The sequence below is a fragment of the Lentzea miocenica genome, from assembly GCF_033949945.1.
Lineage (GTDB): Bacteria > Actinomycetota > Actinomycetes > Mycobacteriales > Pseudonocardiaceae > Lentzea > Lentzea miocenica.
The window spans coordinates 72,374-91,758 of the sequence record NZ_JAXAVW010000015.1 but is presented as its reverse complement, the minus strand read 5'-3'; the positions used below and the strand labels follow the sequence as shown (position 1 = coordinate 91,758).

18 protein-coding genes are annotated in these 19,385 nt (G+C 68.5%); 12 read left to right on the top strand and 6 right to left on the bottom strand.

Annotated elements, in window-relative coordinates; translation table 11 throughout:
* Nucleotides 1-127: 127 nt before the first annotated feature.
* Nucleotides 128-844, top strand: a complete 717-nt coding sequence (locus SK803_RS19515; RefSeq protein ID WP_319967451.1) for a M23 family metallopeptidase — start codon at nt 128-130, stop codon at nt 842-844.
* Nucleotides 845-1,160: 316 nt separating this feature from the next.
* Complete coding sequence (locus SK803_RS19510; RefSeq protein ID WP_319967450.1) at nt 1,161-1,358, top strand: hypothetical protein; 198 nt, start codon at nt 1,161-1,163, stop codon at nt 1,356-1,358.
* 761 nt (nt 1,359-2,119) lie between these two features.
* Here the strand turns inward: SK803_RS19510 and pcrA are convergent.
* Nucleotides 2,120-4,438, bottom strand: coding sequence for a DNA helicase PcrA (pcrA, locus tag SK803_RS19505; protein WP_319967449.1), 2,319 nt, complete (start codon nt 4,436-4,438; stop codon nt 2,120-2,122).
* Nucleotides 4,439-4,594: 156 nt separating this feature from the next.
* Here pcrA and SK803_RS19500 point away from each other — a divergent pair, with 156 nt between their 5' ends.
* The gene (locus SK803_RS19500; protein WP_319967592.1) at nt 4,595-5,020 is read left to right on the top strand and encodes a chorismate mutase; all 426 of its coding nucleotides are present in this window, start codon (nt 4,595-4,597) and stop codon (nt 5,018-5,020) included.
* A 21-nt stretch (nt 5,021-5,041) separates the two neighbouring features.
* Here the strand turns inward: SK803_RS19500 and SK803_RS19495 are convergent, their stop codons facing one another.
* The gene (locus SK803_RS19495; protein WP_319967591.1) at nt 5,042-6,094 is read right to left on the bottom strand and encodes an arginase family protein; all 1,053 of its coding nucleotides are present in this window, start codon (nt 6,092-6,094) and stop codon (nt 5,042-5,044) included.
* A 70-nt stretch (nt 6,095-6,164) separates the two neighbouring features.
* On the opposite strand from SK803_RS19495, the gene SK803_RS19490 reads away from it, so the two are divergent.
* The 6 genes from SK803_RS19490 (at nt 6,165) to SK803_RS19465 (ending at nt 12,862) form a co-directional block, all read left to right on the top strand.
* Nucleotides 6,165-6,491, top strand: coding sequence for a hypothetical protein (locus SK803_RS19490; RefSeq protein ID WP_319967448.1), 327 nt, complete (start codon nt 6,165-6,167; stop codon nt 6,489-6,491).
* 236 nt (nt 6,492-6,727) lie between these two features.
* A complete protein-coding gene (locus SK803_RS19485; protein WP_319967447.1) occupies nt 6,728-7,567 on the top strand; it encodes a hypothetical protein in 840 nt (279 codons plus the stop codon).
* Between the two features lie 172 nt (nt 7,568-7,739).
* Nucleotides 7,740-8,558 (top strand): superantigen-like protein SSL4, encoded by an 819-nt coding sequence (locus tag SK803_RS19480; protein ID WP_319967446.1) that lies wholly within the window; start codon nt 7,740-7,742, stop codon nt 8,556-8,558.
* Between the two features lie 193 nt (nt 8,559-8,751).
* Nucleotides 8,752-9,612 (top strand): hypothetical protein, encoded by an 861-nt coding sequence (locus SK803_RS19475; RefSeq protein ID WP_319967445.1) that lies wholly within the window; start codon nt 8,752-8,754, stop codon nt 9,610-9,612.
* A gap of 171 nt (nt 9,613-9,783) precedes the next feature.
* The gene (locus SK803_RS19470) at nt 9,784-11,109 is read left to right on the top strand and encodes a serine/threonine-protein kinase (RefSeq protein WP_319967444.1); all 1,326 of its coding nucleotides are present in this window, start codon (nt 9,784-9,786) and stop codon (nt 11,107-11,109) included.
* Nucleotides 11,110-11,233: 124 nt separating this feature from the next.
* The gene (locus SK803_RS19465; protein WP_319967443.1) at nt 11,234-12,862 is read left to right on the top strand and encodes a serine/threonine-protein kinase; all 1,629 of its coding nucleotides are present in this window, start codon (nt 11,234-11,236) and stop codon (nt 12,860-12,862) included.
* A gap of 14 nt (nt 12,863-12,876) precedes the next feature.
* On the opposite strand, the gene SK803_RS19460 is transcribed toward SK803_RS19465, so the two are convergent.
* Nucleotides 12,877-13,779: a LysR family transcriptional regulator gene (locus tag SK803_RS19460; protein ID WP_319967442.1), complete on the bottom strand. Its 903-nt coding sequence runs from the start codon at nt 13,777-13,779 to the stop codon at nt 12,877-12,879.
* 81 nt (nt 13,780-13,860) lie between these two features.
* Here SK803_RS19460 and SK803_RS19455 point away from each other — a divergent pair, with 81 nt between their 5' ends.
* From SK803_RS19455 to SK803_RS19445, 3 genes are all read left to right on the top strand, one after another.
* Nucleotides 13,861-14,787: a DMT family transporter gene (locus tag SK803_RS19455; protein ID WP_319967441.1), complete on the top strand. Its 927-nt coding sequence runs from the start codon at nt 13,861-13,863 to the stop codon at nt 14,785-14,787.
* Nucleotides 14,788-14,908: 121 nt separating this feature from the next.
* Nucleotides 14,909-15,328, top strand: a complete 420-nt coding sequence (locus tag SK803_RS19450; protein ID WP_319967440.1) for an SsgA family sporulation/cell division regulator — start codon at nt 14,909-14,911, stop codon at nt 15,326-15,328.
* 311 nt (nt 15,329-15,639) lie between these two features.
* Nucleotides 15,640-16,938 (top strand): serine/threonine-protein kinase, encoded by a 1,299-nt coding sequence (locus SK803_RS19445; RefSeq protein ID WP_319967439.1) that lies wholly within the window; start codon nt 15,640-15,642, stop codon nt 16,936-16,938.
* Here the strand turns inward: SK803_RS19445 and SK803_RS19440 are convergent.
* The 3 genes from SK803_RS19440 to SK803_RS19430 are packed head-to-tail and all read right to left on the bottom strand — an operon-like array spanning nt 16,919 to nt 19,369.
* Entirely contained in the window at nt 16,919-17,512 is a 594-nt protein-coding gene (locus tag SK803_RS19440; protein ID WP_319967438.1) for a hypothetical protein, read from the bottom strand. The genes SK803_RS19445 and SK803_RS19440 overlap by 20 nt on opposite strands.
* Before the next feature lie 16 nt (nt 17,513-17,528).
* Nucleotides 17,529-18,179, bottom strand: coding sequence for a response regulator transcription factor (locus SK803_RS19435; protein ID WP_319967437.1), 651 nt, complete (start codon nt 18,177-18,179; stop codon nt 17,529-17,531).
* Nucleotides 18,176-19,369, bottom strand: coding sequence for an ATP-binding protein (locus SK803_RS19430; RefSeq protein ID WP_319967436.1), 1,194 nt, complete (start codon nt 19,367-19,369; stop codon nt 18,176-18,178). The genes SK803_RS19435 and SK803_RS19430 overlap by 4 nt, the downstream gene beginning before the upstream one ends.
* Nucleotides 19,370-19,385: the final 16 nt, after the last annotated feature.

Genomic DNA, 19,385 nt, shown 5'->3' with positions numbered 1-19,385 from the left:
ATCCCCCGCCCGGCAGTCCACCCGGCCAGGCTCCCCGAAGGCGGAAGGGCAAGCTTTGAGTCACCACCGCTCCCCCGGCGGCCATGAACGCAGTGCTGCGCTTGAAGAGGCAGTCGACCGCGCCTCCGTGCGCACCGTCAGCTCCCACCGGCTCCCCCCGCCCCCGTCGGCGCTTCGCGGACGCATCGTCGTCGCCGCCGTCGCAGTCGGTGCTTTCGCCGCAGCAGGCGCAGGTCAGACCCTGCAGGCCGCGTCGGACGACAGCAACGACGTCAAGCTCACGAACCACGCAGGTGGCGCCGCCACGTTCGACGGCGTGGGTGGCGACACCGCCTCCGCACCGCAGATCCTCGCGGTCTCCAAGACCACGGCTGAAGGCTCCACCGAGGCCGCCAAACTCCTGCGCAGCCAGCAGCTCTCCACCCAGCGCGACGCTGTCGAGGCCGAGAAGAAGCGGCCCAAGTTCGTCCGCCCCGCTGCCGGTGACTTCACCTCCGGGTATGGCGGCCGCTGGGGCACCATGCACCTGGGTATCGACATCGCCGGCCCGATCGGTACACCGATCCTGTCCGCCGCCGACGGCCGCGTGATCGAGGCCGGTCCCGCTTCGGGCTTCGGTCTCTGGGTTCGCGTCGAGCACGCGGACGGGACCATCACCGTCTACGGCCACGTCGACACGTTCAACGTCCGCGAAGGCCAGGTCGTCAAGGCCGGCGAGCAGATCGCCCGCATGGGCAACCGCGGCTTCTCCACCGGACCACACCTGCACTTCGAGGTCTGGAACCCCGGCGGCCAGAAGATCAACCCGCTGACTTGGCTGAACGCTCGCGGTGTGACCGTCTGATTCGGTTCTTGTTGAACTACGGCTCAGTAGCTTTCTCGCGGGCTGGGGTCGTCTGACCCACCTTCCGGTGTGGGTACGGGCCCGTTGGGCGCCTCAGGGGCCTCACAAGCCTCTAACGGCACTTGTGTCGCGGGTATTCCGCGCTCAGACCGGACTCATGGCCCGCTCAAGCCGGGCTCGTCGCGGATGGCGTTGTGGTCGTCGCGGATGAGAGTTCGTTGCGGATGAAGTAGTGGGCCGCTACTCGCCAGACTGAGCACATGTGGCGGCGCCAGCGCGGGCCGCAGGCCTTGCAGGCCCCGCTCTCGGTCGGCTCGTGGAGGCCGAGGAGGGTGCGCCAGGCTTGGGCCAGCCTTGCCGTCTCTGGAGCGGCGGCTGGGGATTCCAGCTGGCTGAGGATTGCGAACACGCGTTCGTGCAGCACCTGGGCGAATACGTGATCCATCTCGAGCTCTCCCGCCGGGTTGATGACCTCATGCGGTTGATGATGCTCGGTGGGTCTGACAATTTTTGAGCGATCGCGTCTGACCTGGGCCGATCTGGGCCGATACCTGAGCCGGTACCTGGGCTGATCTGGGCCGATGGGTGCCGATCAGGGGGTTGTAGCGCGGCCGGACTGCTCTCCCGTTCAGTCCGGCCGCACCTTCACCGCGAAGTTCTGGCCCCCGCCGTCCCTTCGCTCCCCTTCGTCTGCAGGCTGCTCCCCTTTGCCTTGGACCGCCCCGAACGTTCCGCTGGCTGTGCTGCTTGCGACACCCACATAGACGTACGTGGTGGCGGGTCGTTGCGCTGGTTTTGGGAAGTTTTTTGAGGTTTTTTCGGAGACGGCAAAGGTGCTGGTCAGAGGGGGTTGGGGTGTCCGGTTCGTGTCGGGACGGGGTGGTTCCGTAAGTGGTTGCGTTGCTCAGGGTGGGTTGCGATTTAGGGATTTCGGGGCTCCGCCCCGGACCCCGCCAATCTGATCAAGGACCAGCCCCACGCCACACGCGGGTTGATGGCACGCCAGTTGCTTTGGGCGGCGGCGCGTTGCGTAGGTGGTGCGGTTCGGGTGGGTGGTCCCGTCACAAGCCGTACCCGAGCGCGCCACAACCAGGCAGGGATGTCAAACGGACGAAAAGCGTGTCCGTTTGACATCCCTGCCTGGTTGCAGCAAGAGCTGAGGCACGACTCGTGACGGGACCACCCACCGGAACCTCCCGTTTCAAGCGGAAGGAGCCTCGGCTTCGCCTTCGGGGCGCCTCGCCTGCGGCATCGGCGTGCGTGGGTCTGGGTTGGTCAGATCTTGGTCATGGGGACGCTGCCGATGAGCATCAGGCGGACTGTGCCGGAGCCGCCGAAGTCGATCGTTGCGGTTGCTCGTAGGCCCGCGCCGTCTACGGCTACTACGCGGCCCAGGCCGTACTTGTCGTGGGTTACTCGGTCGCCCACTTCCAGTTTCATGGCTGGGGCGTCTTTCCAGCCCGCTTTGCCTGGGGCTGGGCGGGAGAGGCCTCGGGAGGCTATGCCGCTGCCCGAGTTGGCTGAGCGGCCCCAGGTGGTGGCGGCGGCTGGGGCGGAGCGGGAGGGTTCTACCCGGCGCCAGTCCAGTAGGTCTGGGGGGATTTCGCCCAGGAAGCGGGAGGCCGGGTTGGCCGAGGGTTGGCCCCAGGCTGAGCGGACCAGGGCCCTGGAGAGGTAGAGGCGGCGTTGGGCCCTGGTGATGCCCACGTAGGCGAGGCGGCGTTCTTCTGCCAGTTCGGCTGGGTCGCCTAGCGCTCGCATGTGGGGGAAGACGCCGTCTTCCCAGCCTGTGCTGAAGACGACCGGGTATTCCAGGCCCTTGGCGGTGTGGATGGTCATGAGGGTGACCACGCAGTCGGACTCGGCGTCCGGGATGGAGTCGGCGTCGGCCACCAGGGAGACGCGTTCCAGGAAGGCTGGGAGGGACGGGACCGGGTCGGCGCCTTCTGGGAGTTCCAGTTCGGTGAACTCGCGGGCGACTGTCACCAGTTCGTTGAGGTTTTCGACCCTCGTGTGGTCTTGAGGGTCTTCGCTGGCTTCCAGTTCGGTGCGGTAGCCGGTTTGTTCGAGTACTGCTTCGAGGATGTCGGCCACGTCGTCTTCGCGCTCCACCATTTCGCCCAGCTGGTCCATCATTTCGACGAAGCCGGCGATCGCGTTGCGGGAGCGCGGGTTCAGCATGGGGACGCGGTCGTGCACGGCTTCGCGGAGGGCTGAGGCGAAGCTGATTCGTTCGCGTTCGGCGTAGGCCGAGACGCAGGCCTCCGCTCGGTCGCCGATTCCTCGTTTGGGGACGTTGAGGATTCGGCGGAGGGAGACGGTGTCTTCCGGGTTGGCCAGTGTGCGCAGGTAGGCGAGGGCGTCGCGGACTTCCCGGCGCTCGTAGAAGCGGACGCCGCCGACCACGCGGTAGGGGAGGCCGAGGCGGATGAAGATTTCTTCGAAGACGCGCGACTGGTTGTTGGTGCGGTAGAAGACGGCGATCTCGGAGTTGTTGACCTCGCCGCCGTCTACGAGACGGTCGATTTCGTTGGCGACGAAGGCGGCTTCGTCGTGTTCGTTGTCGGCGACGTAGCCGACGATCTTCTCGCCTTCGCCGAGGTCGCTCCAGAGCGTTTTGTCGCGGCGGTTGGGGTTGCGGGAGATCACCGCGTTGGCGGCGGTGAGGATGTTCTGGGTGGAGCGGTAGTTCTGCTCCAGCAGGATCGTGGTGGCGTCGGGGTAGTCGCGCTCGAATTCCACGATGTTGCGGATGGTGGCGCCGCGGAAGGCGTAGATGGACTGGTCCGCGTCGCCCACCACGCACAGTTCTGCCGGGGGGAGTTCGCCTCCGGCCTTGCCCACCAGTTCGCGCACGAGGGTGTATTGCGCGTGGTTGGTGTCCTGGTACTCGTCGACCAGTACGTGGCGGAAGCGGCGGCGGTAGTGCTCGGCCACGTCCGGGAAGGTCTGGAGGAGTTCGACGGTCTTCATGATGAGGTCGTCGAAGTCCAGCGAGTTGGACTCGCGCAGGCGCCGTTGGTAGACGGTGTAGACCTCGGCCACCCGGCGTTCCAGGTCGTTCGTGGCCTGGGCGGTGGCGGTCTCGGGGTCGATGAGCTCGTTCTTGAGGTTCGAGATGTGCACGGCGAGGGTGCGGGCCGCGTACTTCTTCGGGTCGAGATCGAGGTCGCGCGCCACGAGCGTGACCAGGCGGCGGGTGTCGTCGCTGTCGTAGATCGAGAAGTTCGACGACATGCCGAGGGTCTTGGCGTCGCGGCGCATCACGCGGACGCACATGGAGTGGAACGTCGACACCCACATGGAACGGGCGCGGGCGCCCACCATGTCGGCGACGCGCTCCTTCATCTCCGCGGCAGCCTTGTTCGTGAACGTGATGGCCATGATCTGGCCGGGGTGCACGTCACGTTCCGCGAGCAGGTACGCGATCCGCCTGGTGAGGACGCGCGTCTTGCCGGAGCCGGCGCCCGCCACCACGAGCAGCGGTGAACCGGCGTGCTCGACGGCACGGCGCTGCGCGGGGTTCAGGTCGTCGAGCAGGTGGCCCGCGCGGGAAACGGGGGGACTTGAGGGCAAGTCGAACAAGGCGCTCATCGTCCATCCACGGTACCGGGCGGCACCGACAAATTCGGAGCCACCCGACCATGTGTTCGACGGGCGTGTTCGATCGGGGTGTCCTGAACCGGACGTCCCACCTGGTGAGCCCGTTCGCCGTGCGGGCTTGGCGGGCGGCGGCGGTTCTGTGCAACACTGGATCCGTGCGCGCGACGTTCTTCGAGTTTTTCTACGGGATCCGGACTCCGGCTCCCGTGGTCGCATAGCGCTGAAAAGCCACCACGAAGCCCCGGAGTCCTCGGACCCCGGGGCTTTCGTTGCTTCCGGGCCAAGGACTCGAAGAGTCGAGAGGTCGTCAAAACGATGGACACCACCACTGAGCCGGACATCAACGAGCTGCGCGAGGAGATCGACCACCTCGACGCCGAGATACTGCGCCTCGTGCAACGGCGCGTAGAGGTATCCAAGATCATCGGCGCGGCCCGGATGGCGGCCGGCGGCACGAAGATCGTGCACAACCGCGAGATCGACGTGCTCAACCGCTACAAGCCGCTGGGCACCGAGGGCAAGGACCTCGCGATGATCCTGCTCAAGATGGGCCGCGGCCCGCTCGGCAGGTAGGCCACGAGCCAGGGCCCGGCGTCACAGCACGCCGGGCCAAAAAGGCTTCAGGGCCGCCAGAACGCGCTCGAAGTCCGCGTCGACGAGCTGGGTGTCGTCCGGCACGTAGGCCAGCGGGTCCTCGAGCAGCGGTTCCGGCAGCCGCAGCAGCCCCTCCACCAGCGCGTGCAGGCACAGCGCTGAGTATCCGCGCAGGTAGCCGCCCTCCTGGGTGAGCACGACGCGCGGTCCGAACGACGCCACCCGCCGGCCGATCTCGCGGTAGCCGGCAGCGGTGAGGTTGTGCCGTCCGTTGGGATCGAACGCCGATCCGTCGAACCCGGATGCGCACACCAGCAGGTCCGGCGCGAACTCACGCAGCAGTGGGAACGCGATCTCGTCGAGCGCGCGCAAGTACGCCGTGTCGCCCGCACCCAACGACAACTCGATGTTCACGTTCCGCCCGTTGGCGCCCACCTCCGAGGGTGCGCCCGTCTGCGGGTGGTTCGTGCCCCACGAGCCGTGCCTCATGTGCACCGAGATGGTCAGCACGTCCGGCCGGTCGTGGAACACCTCCTGCGTGCCGTTGCCGTGGTGCACGTCCCAGTCCAGAACCGCGACCCGCATCCCTTGGCGCCGCGCGGTTTCCGCGACCAGCGCCGCGTTGTTCACGAAGCAGTAGCCGTCCGCCATGTCCGGCTGCGCGTGGTGGCCGGGCGGCCGCACGAGCGCGTACGCCAGCGGCGCACCGGATTCCAGCGCTGCCAACGAAGTCCCCGCCGCCGCGCTCGCCGCACGCCACGTTTCCGGCCCCACGACCGTGTTCACTTCCAGCGCCACACGCGTCGACACACGCAACGAGTCCAAGTACCCCGCCGTGTGCACGCGCAGAAGCTCGTCAACGGACGCGTGCCGCCCTTCGTGCCACCTCAAGTGACCGGCCACAGGGCCGTGCGTCAGCGCGTGCCGGAACGTGCCCAACCGCGCGGCGTTCTCCGGGTGCGGTTCGGCGACGTCCAGCCACGGCCAGGAGCCCGGCAGCTCCCACAGGCCCTCGCCGGCGTCGTGCTCGAGGCAGTCGTCGTGCCAGAACATGTCCACCCGAATCGGATATCAGGGCGATCACGGATGGTCCAACGAAAATATCTGGAGGCACACTGGAGACATGGGCCTCATCGCCGCACTGATCGCCATCGCCGGCCTGCTCGCCGCCTTGGCGCACGACGCATACCTGGGCTTGCTCGGCTCGGCCGCGAACAAGAAGGGCCTCGCCGGAGCACCTGTCTCGCAGTTCGTCCGCAGCCGCTGGAAGATCGCCATCCTGACCACCGCGGGCGCGGCGATCGGTCTGCTGATCACCAACGGCGATTCCCTGGGCGCCGACGTGGTCGGCGCGCTGATCGCGGGTGGCAGCGGTCTGGCCGCCGTCAACGGCGTGCAGAAGACGCGCAAGCAGTTGAACAGCGGGCAAGCACAACTCCCGCCCCGCTGACCGACCCCTCGGACGGGTGAATCACGGCGCCCGGCCCCACGTCCTCACCTCAGCCAGGTGGGGTGCGGGGCCGGTGTCGTGAGGCGTCCTGCCGAGGAGTTGAAGCGGCGGTGAAGGCCGGTGGCCGCCGCGCACCTTTCACACAAACGAGTGTCACTCGTCCTGAACACCCCCTTTTGGTTGCTTCGGCACCTCCGGACGGCCCTACGCTGATTGCGTCGCAGAGGGGTGTCGGGATGGAAGAACAGCCGGGCAAACATCGCCTCGACGGCGGTCTGGCGCCAGAGCAGCCGCGCCCCGTCGTCGGTGGTGACCGCATCCCGCTGCCCCGCCGCCGCCCGATCGACCCGCTGCAGGACACCGACGGGCTGCGCAAGTTCAACATCGGCCTGGTGCCCGCCTCGGTCACACCGCCGCGCACCTGGAAGCGCGCCGCCTGGTTCGCCGTCGTCTCGTCGGTGCTCGTGCTGGTCGCGCTGAGCGTCGCCGCGGCCAAGCTGGTCGGCGGTGGCGGTGCCGTCGAGACGGTCGGCCTGCCCGGCTACCCGTCGGACGTGCCGATCATCTCCGCGCTGCCCACCGGCGGCACCAGCCCGTCGGCCACCGGCACCAAGCCCTCGGCCGCGAACACCGGCCGGGGCGCTCCGGTGCCCGGCACCAGCGCCACACCGGGCACGAGCGGCCAGCCCTCCGCCACGAGCGCCAAGCCGTCCGGGACCGCGCCGCCCGTCATCACGACGGTGCCGGTCACCCAGGCGCCGGTCGTCGACGGCTCCAAGATCGCCCAGCAGACCGAACACTTCTACAAGGCCATGGCGACGAACGCGGACACCGCGCTCGCCATGACCACGGACACAGTGCGCTCGAACGCCGGCGCGCTGCTGGAGGGCCGGGTCGCCGACATCTCGCTGATCGAGGTGAAGGAGATCGTGGTCGACCCGAGCAAGGGCCTCACCGTCAGCCTGCTGCAGGTGACGAAGAAGGACGGCTCGGTCAGCACGGAGAAGCGCGAGCTCAGCTTCACTATCGGCGACCTGCCGCTCATCAACGGTGAACGGTTGAAGCTCGGCGGCTGAAGCGGCTAAAGGTCACGGCCCGAGCTACCGACCGTAGTAAGTAGCACCTTCGAGCGAATCCACAGCACCGCTGAACGCCACGGACGGATGAAGTCCGTCAAGAAACTGGCGTTGTCGCGCGAGGCCACGGTACGTCTTCTGGTGACCACGGACAGTACGGAGGGCGAGACCAGTGCAGCGTCCCGCGACGACCGGCCGGAGACACACCCGCGCCGGCTCGATCAGCGTGGCTGAGCTGATCAAGCAGCAGCCGGTCCCGATCCGCATCCTGTCGAACGAGGAAGCCGCCACCGACGCTCTCGTCACGTCACTGCTCGGTCCGACCGAGAACATGACCGCCACGACCGCGGTGATCCCGGTCGTCCCCGGCCGCCGTCGCCGCACCAGGACGAACCGCGCCGCCAAGGTCGCGGGCCTGCTGACCGGCGCGGTCATCCTGGTCTCGTCCGTCGCGGGCGCGGCGGTCCTGGCGGGCAAGCGCCCGGCGAACACCGGCGTTCCTGCCTCCGAACGACCCATCGCGCTGTCCGGCGCGAGCGCGCTGCGCCCGGACGTCCTCTCGGCCCAGCTGCCGAACGAGAACCCGCCGCCCCCGCAGACCACCGCCGACATCCCCCAGCCGCAGCCGTCCGCACTGCTGCTGGAGGCGCCGGAACCGACCACCCCGGAGGTCTCGGTCGGCCCGCAGCCGCAGGTGGACGTGGTGAAGCGGTTCTACGAGCTGCTCATCACCAAGCCGAACTCGGCAGCCAAACTGCTGTCGCCCGACCTGGTCGGCGCGAACCCCAAGGAGTTCGTCAAGTCCTGGGGCATGATCAAGACGCTCAACGTCGACCAGACGTCGCTCCGGCCGGACGGATCGGTGCTCGCGGTGGTGTCGATGCAGGAGCGGAACGGCAGCTGGCTGCGCATCGAACAGCTCTTCTGGCTCACCGACACGACCCAGCCGCGGATCATCGGCACCGAGGTCCTTTCGGCGCAACGGAGTTAGGCCGCGCCCAACTGGGATCGCCGTTCGCAGTCGAACGGTGACCGCTCGTCGCGAAAACCTAGTTCTGATCGTGAAAATTCCCCCGAAGGGGTTACATCTCGGGTCACGATTCGGTATCCATGTTCCCGCCAGTGCGCACACGCGAACTTGGAAGGGTGAACGAGCGGTGTCGATTGAGGACCATCGTCGGCGGTTGAACGGATCGGCCGAGTCGACCGGCCAGCTGTCCGTCGCCGAGCTGATCGCCCGCCGCGAGGCGGAAACCGTGGAGATCCCGGTGATCACCGACGACATCACCCCCGAGGCGTTCGAGCCGACGATCAAGTTCAAGTCGGTGAAGGCACCAGGCAGCAAGCAGAAGAAGCAGCCCATGAAGGAGCTGCACATCACCGAGCTGCTGCGCCGTGAGGGCAGGGCCGACGACACGCAGAGCGGCGGGTTCACCGTCGGCAAGCTGGCCGTCGCCGCCAGCGGTGGCGTGATCCTCTGCGGTTCCGTGGCCTTCGCCGCCTCCTCGTGGCTGTCCTCGCCGGACGAGCGCCCCCTCGCCGAGGTGCGGTTCGACGAGCGTGCGCAGGCCCGTGGCGCGAGCGCCGGCACCGAAGGCGTCGTGAAGCTGCCGTCGAACAAGAGCCCGCAGGCCGACGCGACCGAGACCCAGCAGGCCGAGACGAAGCAGGCGGACCCGACGACCCGGGTCGCCCCGTACGTCCAGACCCAGCAGCCGCAGCGCCCGACGCAGCAGACGCAGACCCAGACGCAGACCCAGCCGCCGGCGCAGCAGCCCACCCAGACGCAGGCGCCGACCACGACGCCTCCGTCCACGTCGACGGAGACCAGTCAGCCGAGCACGCCGCCGTCGAGCCAGACGCCCGCGCCGCCGAGCTCGTCGACCGCGCCGCCGCCGAGCAGCAGCACCCCGCCCGCCTCGAACCCGCTGCCCACGCCGTCCAACCCGGTCGACGTGAGCATCGACCTCGGCATCCTCGACCCGGTGCTCAACACCGTGGGCGACACCGTCGGCGGCTTCGACTTCTTCGCCCCGGTGAACTGACGAGCGACGGGTAGCTCAACGGCGGCCTCCGACAGGTACCCTGTGCGGGCATTCCGGACGGACCGCTGACTACCGCACGAGGAGCACGAGCGTGGGACCTGCTGCCGCAGCCGCAGTCTCCCCATCGCCGCGCGACAGGGGATCACTGTCGCGCAACGCCGAGGTGGACTTGTGACGGCGTCCGACACCTCGGACGGCCGCCTGATCGCCGACCGCTACCGCTTCCTCGACCGCATCGGCTCCGGTGCGATGGGCATCGTCTGGCGCGCCCACGACGAACGCCTCGGCCGTGAGGTCGCCATCAAGCAGTTGCTGCTGGCGCCCGGCCTGGACGAGGCCGAGCAGGACGAGGCCATCCAGCGCGCCATGCGCGAGGGCCGCATCGCCGCCAAGCTGCACCACCCGAACGCCATCGCCGTGTACGACGTCGTCGAGGAAGACGGCGTCCCGTGCCTGGTCATGGAATACCTGCCGTCCTACAGCCTCGCGGACGCGCTCGCCGAGGGCGGGCCGATGGACCCGGTCGAGGTCGCCAGCATCGGCACCCAGTGCGCGGCGGCGCTGGCCGCGGCCCACGCGGCGGGGATCGTGCACCGCGACGTGAAGCCCGGCAACGTGCTGATCGCCGAGAACGGCGTCGTCAAGATCACCGACTTCGGCATCTCGCGGGCCTCCGACGACATCACGGTCACCAAGACCGGCCTGATCGCCGGCACCCCTGCGTACCTCGCGCCGGAGATCGCGCGGGGCCAGGACCCGACGCCGGCCTCCGACGTCTACTCGCTCGGTTCGACGCTGTTCGCCGCGATGGAGGGCGAACCGCCCTACGGAGTGAGCGAGAACACTCTCGGTGTTCTGCACGCCGTCGCGGCCGGGCGGATCAACCCGCCGACCGTCGACCACCCGCTCTCCGACACGCTGCTGTACCTGCTGAACTTCGAGCCGGACGACCGGCCGACGATGGCGCAGGCACGGGACATCCTCAATGCGGTCGCACACGGTCGTTCGCCGTCGTTCAGCGGACTGCCGATTCCTGTCGGACCCGATCCGACGGCTATCGTCGAGCCGGACCGGACCCGCGTGGTTCGTCCGGTGGCTCGCACTACCGCGCCGCCTCGCACCGCACCGCCGATGGCACCCGCGGGCAGGCAGCAGGACAACAGGCCACTGGTGATCGCTGCAGTGGTTCTGGCGTTGTTGCTGGTCATCGGTGGTTTGATGGTCGCGCTCGGGGTCTTCAACAAGCAGAACGAGAACCCGATCGTGCCGCCGGCGAGTTCTTCTTCGGTGGTGACACCGACGTCGTCGACTCCCGAGGTGACGACGACCACGCCCGAGGCAACGACAACGCGCGAAACGACGTCTAGCACTACGACGACTACAACTACGACCACCACAACGACGACTACGACAACCACCACAACGACAACGACTCCTCCAAAGCCGTCGTCGTCGGTTGTCGTGACCACTACGACAACGGTGCCGCCCGGGCAGTAGGGCTAAGCGTCAACACGTCGTAGAAATCTCGTAAGGTGGGTACCCGCACCGTTGGGTGATCTGAACCCGAAGGTGTGACGAGCCGTTGAACAGAGAGCAAGTGACCGCACAGCGGGGAGCAACTGTGACCGACGATGGCCGATTGGTCGCTGGTCGCTACCGATTGAGCCAGCGGATCGGCAGCGGCGCCATGGGCGTCGTCTGGACGGCACACGACGAACGCCTGCACCGCACCGTCGCGGTCAAGCAACTGCTCCTGCAGCCCGGACTCGCCGAAGCCGACACGGACGAGGCGAAGCGACGGGCCATGCGCGAGGGCCGCATCGCCGCGCGCCTCCAGCACCCGCACGCCGTGGCCGTCTACGACGTGGCCGAGGACGACAGCCAGCCGTGGCTGATCATGGAGTACCTGCCGTCCAAGAGCCTCTCGGCCGTCCTGTCCGAACGCGGCACGCTCCCGCCGCGCGACGTGGCGTCGATCGGCATGCAGGTCGCCTCCGCGCTGGCCGCCGCGCACAACGCCGGCATCGTGCACCGCGACATCAAGCCCGGCAACGTGCTGCTCGGCGACGACGGCACGGTCAAGATCACCGACTTCGGCATCTCCCGCGCGACCGGTGACGTCACGGTCACCGCGACGGGCATGCTCGCCGGTACCCCCGCCTACCTCGCACCCGAGGTGGCCAAGGGCTACGACCCGGGTTCGCCGTCCGACGTGTTCTCGCTGGGTTCCACGCTCTACGCCGCGATCGAGGGCGAACCGCCGTTCGGCCTGAGCGAGAACACCATCGCGCTGCTGCACAAGGTCGCGTCCGGCAAGGTCAACCCGCCGCGCAACGCCGGCCCGCTGACCGCGCTGCTGATGCGCCTGCTGCGCGCGGAGCCGGAAGACCGCCCGACCATGGCCGAGGCCCGCGACGCGCTCGCCGCGGTCGCGAACGGCCAGGCCGCTCCCGCCTTCACCCCCGCCGTGGTCGCCCCGACGCACCCGCCGTCGTGGCGCGGCGCGCCGATCCAGCAGCCGCAGCAGCAGGCCGCCACCAGAGCCCTGCCGCCCCAGCAGGCACCGCCGCCCAACGCGACGCGCGTGGACCTGTACACCCCGCCACGCGCCGTGGCCTCGCAGCACCAGCCGCCGTCGAACCACCGCCCGGCCGCCGCACCCCAGTACTCGCAGCGCCCGAAGCCGGCCTCGATGGCGTCGTCGTCCTCCTCGAAGAGCAAGAAGTCGACGATCTACACCGCGCTCGCCATCGTGGCGGCGGCGGTCATCGGCATCATGTTCGCGAGCATGATCTCGGACAAGAACGGCAACGGCGGCAACAACAACGCGGGCGCCAACACCTCGACCCCGCAGACCCAGAACTCCGGGCAGACGAAGCAGTCGACGCCGCCGAAGTCCGCGGGCAAGGCCGGTCAGTGGACGAGCCAGCCGACCCCGGACGACATGCGCGGATTCCTGAACGAATACTTCAGCACCGCGCCCACCGCGCCGGACGACGCCTGGAAGTTCGGCAACGCCAACTTCCAGGGCAGCTACCCAGGCGGCGTGAGCGGATTCCAGGGCTTCTGGTCAGGCATCAAGGAAGCCAAGGTTCTCGACGCGTCCGAAAAAGAGGGCTTCTACTGGGAAGTCGTCGTGGAGTACACGAAGAAGAACGGCGACAAGACCACCGAACGGCGCGGTATCTCGTTCGAGTGGAAGAGCCCGAACTTCCTGCTGCACAGCGACAAGTCACTCGGTCTGGCCTAGGCTGCCGCCCCTGGTCAGGAGGCCCGCGCGGCCTTCTCCAGGGCTTCGGCCAACGCCACCACGGCGGGATTCCACGCGGCATCCTCGCGATAAACGACGTGAATGTGCCGAACCGGCTCGGGATTGCGCACCTTGCGCAGGACAACGCCCGGATGCGCATATCCCAGCCCGAGCCGCGGAATGATCGTGACGCCCAGTCCGGCGGCCACGAATCCCTGCGCGGTCGCGTAGTCGTCGCTTTCCACCGCGACCTTCGGTGAGAATCCCGCGCCCGCGCACGCGTTCGACACGAGGTCCTTGCACGGCCCGGTGGCGCCGAAGTCCGCGAGAATCCACGGCTCGTCGGCGAGTTCGCCGAGGTCGATGACGCGCTTGCGGGACAACGCGTGGCCGCGAGGCAGGACGGCGAAGAACGGGTCGGCGAGCAGGTGCCGCGCGATCATGCCTTCCGGTGCGGGTTCGTCCGGCTCCAGCACGGTGATCGCGACGTCGGCGCGGCCAGCGGCGAGTTCTTCGAACGGGTCGGTGGGCTCGGTCAGCTTGAGGTCCAGTTCGACGCCGGCTCGTTCGGCACGGAACTGGGCCACGGCGGGCGGCACGAGGGCGGCTCCGGCCGTGGCGAAGTAGCGGACGCGCAGCCTGCCGGCGCAGCCGTTGCGCAACGCGGTGAGGGCGCTCTCGGCCTCGGCCAGTTGCTCGGCGAGGCGACCGGCGTGTTCAGTGAGGAGACGACCGGCCGCGGTGGGCCGGATACCCCTGCCGACGCGCTCCAGCAGCGGCAGGCCCGCCTGCTTCTCGAGGCCGGCGACCTGCTGCGAGATCGCGGACGGGGTGTAGCCGAGATTCGTGGCCGCCGCGGTGATGGAACCCGTGGTCACGACCGCTCTGAGCACCTGCATGCGCCGCATGTCCAGCATCACTCGACCTTACAGCAGAGCTTAAAGGTTATGCACAACAATTAAATTGTATTTACGGGTTCCAGGACCCATCGTTGACGTGTGAACCAACGCGGAACGTTGATCAGGATGGGCGTGCTCGCCCTGCTGTGGGGATCCAGCTTCCTGTGGATGAAGCTCGCGCTCGGGAGCCTCGCTCCCCTGCAGATCTCGCTCGTGCGGACGTTCTTCGGCGCGGCCGTGCTGTTCGTGGTGCTCGCCATGGCGAAGATGACGCTGCCCCGCGAGCGCAAGGTCTGGGGCCACATGCTGTTCGTCGCGTTGTTCGGCAGCGCCATCCCGTTCACGCTCTTCGCGTTCGGCGGCCAGACCGTCGACTCCGGCGTCTCCGGAGTGCTCAACTCCACGACGCCGCTGTTCGCCCTGACCATCGGCCTCGTGCTGGGCACCGAGAAGTTCGGCAACGTGGTCCGCATGCTGGGCCTCGGGCTCGGCTTCGCGGGCGTGCTGCTCATCTTCGCGCCGTGGCAGCAGGCCGACAGCATCGCCAGCTGGGGCGCGGTGCTCTGCCTCATCGGCGCCGCGAGCTACGCCGTCGGCTACACCTACGCCGGCCGCTACCTGGTCAACACCGGCGCGACCTCGACGCAGCTCGCCGCCATGCAGCTGACCACGGCCATGGGCCTGCTCGTGCTCGCCGTGCCGTTCGGGGGCCTGGAGCCGGTGCACCTGCACTGGGTCGGCGTGGTCGCCGTGATGATCCTGGGCGTCTTCGGCACCGGCGTGGCGTTCATCCTCAACTACCGCGTCATCGCGGACGAGGGCGCCACCACGGCAACTACGGTCGGTTACCTTCTGCCCGTTGTCTCGGTACTCCTTGGAGCGATCTTCCTCGGAGAGCAACTCAACGCAAGGGTCGTCGCCGGCATGCTGGTGGTGCTCCTGGGCGTCGCACTGACTCGGAAGTCGCCGGTCGCGGCTGGTCAGCCCGTCTCACCAAACGAGACACGCGACCTGGTCAAACGCTGAACGGTGAGACGCACGTCTCCCCCAATAGGATGGTTCCGAGACGAATCGCGTCCTTAACGAGCTGGTTGGCCGTCTCCTCTTTGTGAGCGGACATGGAGACCAGCCTGGGAAGGACATCGACATGAACAACGACAACCTGAAGGTCACCACCCGGACGACTTTTCAACTCCTCGCCCCCGGTGCGGCACCCGCGCCGGTCGAGGCGGAGCTCGTCTACGACCCGGAAGACCCCTACGCCGTCGCCGTCGTGTTCCACACGGGCACCGGCCGCGTCGAGTGGATGTTCGCCCGCGACCTGCTGGCCGACGGTCTGCTGACGCCGTCCGGCGAGGGCGACATCCTGGTCCGCCCCGCGTCCGACGACCCGGAGCGCGTCCTGGTCGAGCTGAACGCGCCGACCGGGTTCGCCATCCTCAGTGCCCTCGCCGAGGACGTGGCGGCGTTCCTGGACAGCTCCTACGACGTCGTGCAGCCGGGCGAGGAGGACCTGTGGATCGACTTCGACCGTGAACTGCAGAAGCTCGTCTCGACGATCGACTAGTACCGCGGTGCCCGAGGTGGTCTGACGGGCGCGGGACGAGGTGCCGGCACGCGGGGCAGCGTGGCCGACCAGCTCGTCACCGAAGACCACCGGGAACTGTGGTGTGCGACGTCGTGGGCAGCGACGACCGCACGTCTCACCAGGCCGGGCAGTCCCAGAACGCAGTCCCCACCGGTGACCGGCTCGGAGCGATTCACCCGCCCGCGGATCTCGGCGCTGTGCCGGGACGAACGCGGATCGTCAGCGATCTGCACCACCCTGTGAGCGGGAAGCGCGCGAACCGATGGCGAGGATTGATTAGTCTCGTGGATGTGACAACCACCATCGGGGGCCGCTACACGCTGCTCGAGCGCATCGGCAGCGGTGCGATGGGGGTCGTCTGGCGGGCACGGGACGAGGTGCTGGCACGCGAGGTCGCGGCCAAGCAGCTCCTCACCGGGGACCATCCACGGGCGATGCGGGAGGCGCGGAACGCCGCGCGGCTGCATCACCCGCACGCGATCGCGGTGTTCGACGTCATCAGTGACGACGAGGTGCCGTGGATCGTCATGGAGTACCTGCCGTCGCTCAGCCTGTCGGCGCTGATCACCGAGCGCGGGCCGCTCAAGCCGGCCCAGGCAGCGAGCATCGGCGCCAAGGTCGCCTCGGCGCTGGCCGCCGCGCACACCGCGGGCATGGCGCACCGCGACATCAAGCCCGGCAACGTCCTGATCGGCCACGACGGCACGGTCAAGATCACCGACTTCGGCATCTCCAAGGCCACCGGCGACGGCACGATGACCGACACCGGCATGATCTCGGGCACCCCCGCCTACCTCGCACCCGAGGTGGCGCGTGGCGAGCAGCCCGACTTCGCCTCCGACGTCTTCTCGCTCGGCGCGACGCTGTACACGGCGATCGAGGGCGAGTCCGTCTTCGGGCCGAGCGACAACAGCTTCGGCCTCATCTACCGGGCCGCGAGCGGGCAGCTGCGCGACCCGAAGAACGCGGGCGAGCTCACCCCGCTGCTCACCCGTCTGCTGGCGATCGACCCCAAGGACCGGCCTACCGCGCAGGAGGCCGCCGACGAGCTGGCCGCGGAACCGCAGCCCTCCCAGCCGTTGCCCATCCCCGTTCCCGTGCAGCGCAGGCTCAAGGCGCCGAACCGCCGGATCCTGGTGATCCTCTCCGTCATCGCGGTGCTCGCGATCGGTGGTGGCGCGGCCGCCGCGTACTGGAACGGCACCGGTGGTGGCTCCCCCACCAACCAGAGCAGCTTCCCCACCGAACAGGGCCAGAACGCCCGCTACTTCACCGCCGAGGAAGCCCTTGCGTTCGTCAAGGAGCACTACGCCCTGCTGCCGGGCAACTCAGAAGCGGCCTGGCTGAACTTCTGGGATCGGCAGCGGGAGCCGAAGGCCGACTTCGTGAACCGGTGGAAGGGCTACACCTCGGTCCAGTGCACCTCGACGGACCTCCAGGTGCACTCGAACGGCCCTCACTGGGTCGTGCCGGTGGACCTCACTGTGGTCACGGACCAGGGCGAGACGCGAAAGACCACCGTCGAGGTCACGGTCGGCGCGATCAACAACGAGATGAAGATCGTCTCGATCACGGACATAGGGAGGTGAGCAGCCAGAAGCTGCCGCCACCGACGACGATCCCCATCGCCGTCCCGCCCAGCACCTGCGCTGTCGTGTGATCGCCCAGCTCGACCCGCGACCACGTCACCAGCGCCGCGGGCAGCGCGAGCAGCAGCCACCACGGCCCGAAGACGATCGTCAGCGTCACCACGGCCGCCCACGCGACCCCGGCGTGCAGCGAGATCTTCCACTTCAGCCCGAACGTGATCGCCATGCTGACGATCAGCGAGGCGAACATGCTGCCCGCCAGCGCGAGCATGTTCAGCGGCGCGGCGCCCAGCACCATGATCACCGTGCCGGCCGCCAGCGACGCACCCGCCGTGACCAGCGGGACGAGCCTGCCCTCGCGGTTCGTGACGTGATGGCCGTCCCACTTGCCCCTGCGCGCGCCACGCACGATGACGGCCATCGGGATGACGGACGCCGTCACGGCGACCACGAATCCCCACAGCAGCGTCTTCCAAAGATTCTCCGTCGCTGCGGCCACAGCGAACGGCAACAAGATCACCCAGACCCACGGAGCCAGCACTTCGGTGGCACCGCGGGCGACCTTTTTGATCAAATCCCCCAGGAACCCTTCAGACCAGTCTGCGATCAGTGGCCCAGCGGGAGAGCTCGTACCGGTTGGAGAGCTGGGTCTTCCGCAGGACGCTCGACACGTGCGTCTCCACCGTCTTCACGCTGATGAACAGCTCGGACGCGATCTCCTTGTAAGCGTAACCACGGGCCAGCAGCCGCAGGACGTCACGTTCGCGCGGCGTCAGCAGGTCGAGCTCCGGATCGCTGATCGGCGCGGCGCCCGGCCGGTCGGCGAACGCGTCCAGCACGAACCCGGCGAGGCGCGGCGAGAACACCGCGTCGCCCTCGCTCACCCGCACGACGGCCTTGACCAGCTCCTGGCTGGAGATCGTCTTGGTGACGTAACCGCGGGCACCGGCGCGGATGACGTTGATGACGTCCTCGGCCGCGTCCGAGACGGACAGCGCGAGGAACGTGACCTCGGGGATCTTGGTGCGGATCTGCCGCAGCACCTCGGCGCCGCCGCCGTCGGGCATGTGCACGTCGAGCAGCACGACGTCCGGCTTGTGGTGGTTGATCCCCGCCACCGCCTCGCCGACGCTGCCCGCCTCGCCGACCACCTCGACGGCGTCGGTGATGGTGTCGAGCTCGGCCCGCACTCCCGCGCGGAACAACGCGTGGTCGTCCACCAGGAACACCCTGACGCTCATGTCCTGGCCTCCGTCTTCCTCGGCATCTCGAGCTGCACCTCGGTCCCCTCTCCCGGAGCCGTGCGCAGTCGCACCTCCCCGCCGTGCCGGTCCATCCTCCCCCGGATGCTGCCCGCAAGGCCATGCCGGTCGTCCGGCACCGCGTCCGGATCGAAACCCTTGCCCCGGTCGCGGACGAACACCGTCACCTTGTCGGGCTCGATCTCGGCGTAGACGCTGACCTCACCGACCCCGGCGTGCTTGGCCGCGTTGACCATCGCCTCCTTCGAGGCCTGGATCAACGCGAACATGCCGTCCTCCAGCTCGCAGTCGCCGACCACGACCTGGGACACGGCGATCGCGAACCCGTCCTCCACCTCCGCGCACGTCTGCGCGATGGCGACGCTCATGGTCGTCGGCTGCTCGCCCACCTCACGGCCGTAGAGCCAGCCGCGCAGCTCGCGTTCCTGACTGCGGGCCAGGCGCTTCACCTCACGTGGCGACTCGGACTGCTTCTGGATGAGCGCAAGCGTTTGCAGCACGGAGTCGTGCAGGTGGGCCGCGATCTCGGCGCGTTCCTCGGTGCGGATGCGCGCGCGCCGTTCCGTGTCCAGGTCACGCACCAACCGCATCCACAGCGGCACGGTCAGGACCGCGACACCGATCAGGGTGGCCAGCACGGAGAGCACGACGGTCGAGAGGTTCTTCACCGAGTCGTTGACGACGAGGAACGCGGCGACACCCGCCACGACCAGCGCGCCTCCCGCCACCGTTCGCACGATCCCCGTCTTCCCCTGCGCGAACGCCCCGTCCTTCCAGCGGCGCCGCTGTGCCTCGTCGGCCTCGCGCCACACGACCGCGGCGCCCACGAGTGCCACGGCGATCGGACCGGTGATCCAGCCGCTCCAGGTGCCGCCGATCAGGCCGGTGAAGACCGCGACACCGACGCCGAGCGCGGCCATCCCGACGGCCTGCTGCCACTCCTTGCGGTCCTTCTCGGTCTCCGGTTCCGCCATGGTCGACTGCGGCACGAACATCCACAGCAACGCGTAGGCGATGATTCCGACCCCGCTCAGGGCGGCGAACACGGCGAAAACCGCGCGCACCCAGAAGACGGGGGCACCGAGGTGGTCCGCCAGTCCGCTCGCGACGCCCGCGACCACCCGGCCGGTGCGTCGACGGCGCATCGGCTCAATGCGTGCACTCACCATCCGATCGTCACACGTC